The sequence below is a fragment of the Vibrio sp. V39_P1S14PM300 genome, assembly GCF_009904765.1.
Lineage (GTDB): Bacteria > Pseudomonadota > Gammaproteobacteria > Enterobacterales > Vibrionaceae > Vibrio > Vibrio proteolyticus.
On sequence record NZ_WXWP01000213.1, the window covers coordinates 1 to 2,104 of the forward strand.

2 protein-coding genes are annotated in these 2,104 nt (G+C 46.6%); one reads left to right on the forward strand and one right to left on the reverse strand.

Translation table 11 applies throughout. The annotated features are described in order from the left end of the window. Positions 1–247: 247 nt before the first annotated feature. Entirely contained in the window at positions 248–1,300 is a 1,053-nt protein-coding gene (gene ribA, locus CAG65_RS10765; protein WP_161453625.1) for a GTP cyclohydrolase II, read from the forward strand. 39 nt (positions 1,301–1,339) lie between these two features. On the opposite strand, the gene CAG65_RS10770 is transcribed toward ribA, so the two are convergent. Next, positions 1,340–2,098: a substrate-binding periplasmic protein gene (locus CAG65_RS10770; RefSeq protein WP_021706154.1), complete on the reverse strand. Its 759-nt coding sequence runs from the start codon at positions 2,096–2,098 to the stop codon at positions 1,340–1,342. Positions 2,099–2,104: the final 6 nt, after the last annotated feature.

Consider the following 2,104-nt stretch of genomic DNA (forward strand, 5'->3'; position numbering starts at 1 on the left):
ATATCAAACACTGTTCAAAACCTGTATCAATTAAACGTTAGTTTTCATTTAAGAAGCATTTTTAAGGCATAGTTATAACAACTCGTGATGTTTCGTTAACGTCAAATCACCCAAACAGTGTAAAAACACGCATGCTACATCACCCATAAGTTTGACCAGCTTCTATTCACTAACTAGTTTATAAATGTAAGGGCAAAGCCCCTAAGTTCCCGTCAGTACTCCTTTCTTTTACGCCAGGAGCAATATTATGGACGATAAAATTCTCTTTTATGAACCGTTCGACCCGAATGGATTCCTGTCGAACTTCTACCCCAGTGGCATCCATATTTCCGGAGTCGTCTGGCCGACCAGCGAACATTATTATCAGGCACAGAAATTTGCCTCTGAGACATTACAAAAGGAGATTCAGCAAGCCACTTGCCCAGACAAGGCATTTGAACTCAGCCGGGAATATCAGGAAATGGTACGGCCCGACTGGATGGACATCCGCGTGGAAGTGATGCGTTATGTCGTACGCGAAAAATTTCTTCAGAACCCGCAGTTGGCCCATTTTCTGGTCAATACTGGTCAGCGAGAACTGACGGAACACTCGCATAAGGATCCCTTCTGGGGAGATGGCGGCAATGGAAAAGGCCGGAATGAACTGGGTAAAATTCTGATGGAGGTTCGACACGAACTGGAAGGCAGTGCACCTTACAATCTGGTGCAGTTTATCGACAAGGCACGCCTGCCAACTCAATTTGGCGAATTTCAGATGCATGCGTTTATCGAACGAGCCAGCGGCAAGGAACATCTGGCGTTGGTATACGGCGATCTGACTGATGTCACGGCCCCACTGATTCGGCTGCATTCCGAATGCCTGACAGGAGATGCGCTGTTTAGTAACCGCTGCGATTGCGGCTATCAATTAGCTCGAGCACTGGCCAATATCGTTGAAGAAGGCTGTGGCGTATTACTGTATTTACGTCAGGAAGGGCGTGGTATTGGCCTGATCAACAAAGTACGTGCCTACCATTTGCAAGACGAAGGTGCCGATACCGTCGAAGCCAATGAGCGTTTGGGGTTTAAAGCCGACATGCGCGACTACACATTTTGTCAGGGTATGCTGGGCTATCTGGGCATCCAGGCTGTGCGTCTGATGACCAACAACCCACGCAAACTCCGGGCGCTACAACAGGCCAATATTAATGTGGTCGAACGGGTGCCGTTGCAGGAAGGCAATAATCCGCACAACAAACACTATTTACGAACCAAAGCCTCGAAACTGGGACACATTTTTGATGCTACGTTCATCGAGTAACGGTTGACATACAAAGGCCAGATACTTATCTGGCCTTAATCAAATATAGTTGGCAATGATGGCATCCAGCTCCCCAGATACTCGCATTTGTTCAAGACGCTGATTGATGAAATCCTGTATTTCAGGTTCCATCTGATGCGAAAACGCCAGGTAGATGGAATAATCCGGAATGACGGTACTGAACGGTTGCGTAATGAAATCCTGTGGATTCAGACCCAGTTTTTTCATGTTGTATTTTACGCGGGACGCCATCTCTACAAATGCGGTATCACCCGGGGTGCGCTGCACAACACGAAAGGCGGCCTGATAATCTTTAACCCTTATATCTTCAACCGTGCCGTTCTCAATATACGGCAGTAGATCTGGATAGTCGAAACCAAGCAACAGCACCACCCCTTTGCCTTTCATGGATTCCATTCCATTGAACTCAAAAGCATTCCTCTTACTGGTCACCAAGGTGTGCTTGACGGTATAGATCGGCTTGTCAGACAAGTTTTCCGCTTGTACTTTCCCCCAGTTCGGGCTGCCGAATGTAATCCAGTTTGGTTCGCCGCCGGCTTCCAATGTCGCAATCATGCGATTAAACGGGTAGGTATGATAAACAATCTCGTAGTCGCTATTCTCAAATACTTTCCTGACGATATCTGTCACCATGCCGGATTGTTTTTCGCCATTTTCCTCAATCTGAAACGGCTGAGCCTGATTCGCAATCACATAATAATTGATCGTTTTAGCGCTCAATGAGGCACTGAGCAGACAACTTACTATAACGCTTAAAAGAGTAGCAATGATTCTCATTCTACC

Bases quoted from the DNA above. Each gene is read 5' to 3' on its own strand.
- ribA (WP_161453625.1), top strand. From the start codon at position 248: ATGGACGATAAAATTCTCTTTTATGAACCGTTCGACCCGAATGGATTC.
- CAG65_RS10770 (WP_021706154.1), bottom strand. From the start codon at position 2,098: ATGAGAATCATTGCTACTCTTTTAAGCGTTATAGTAAGTTGTCTGCTC.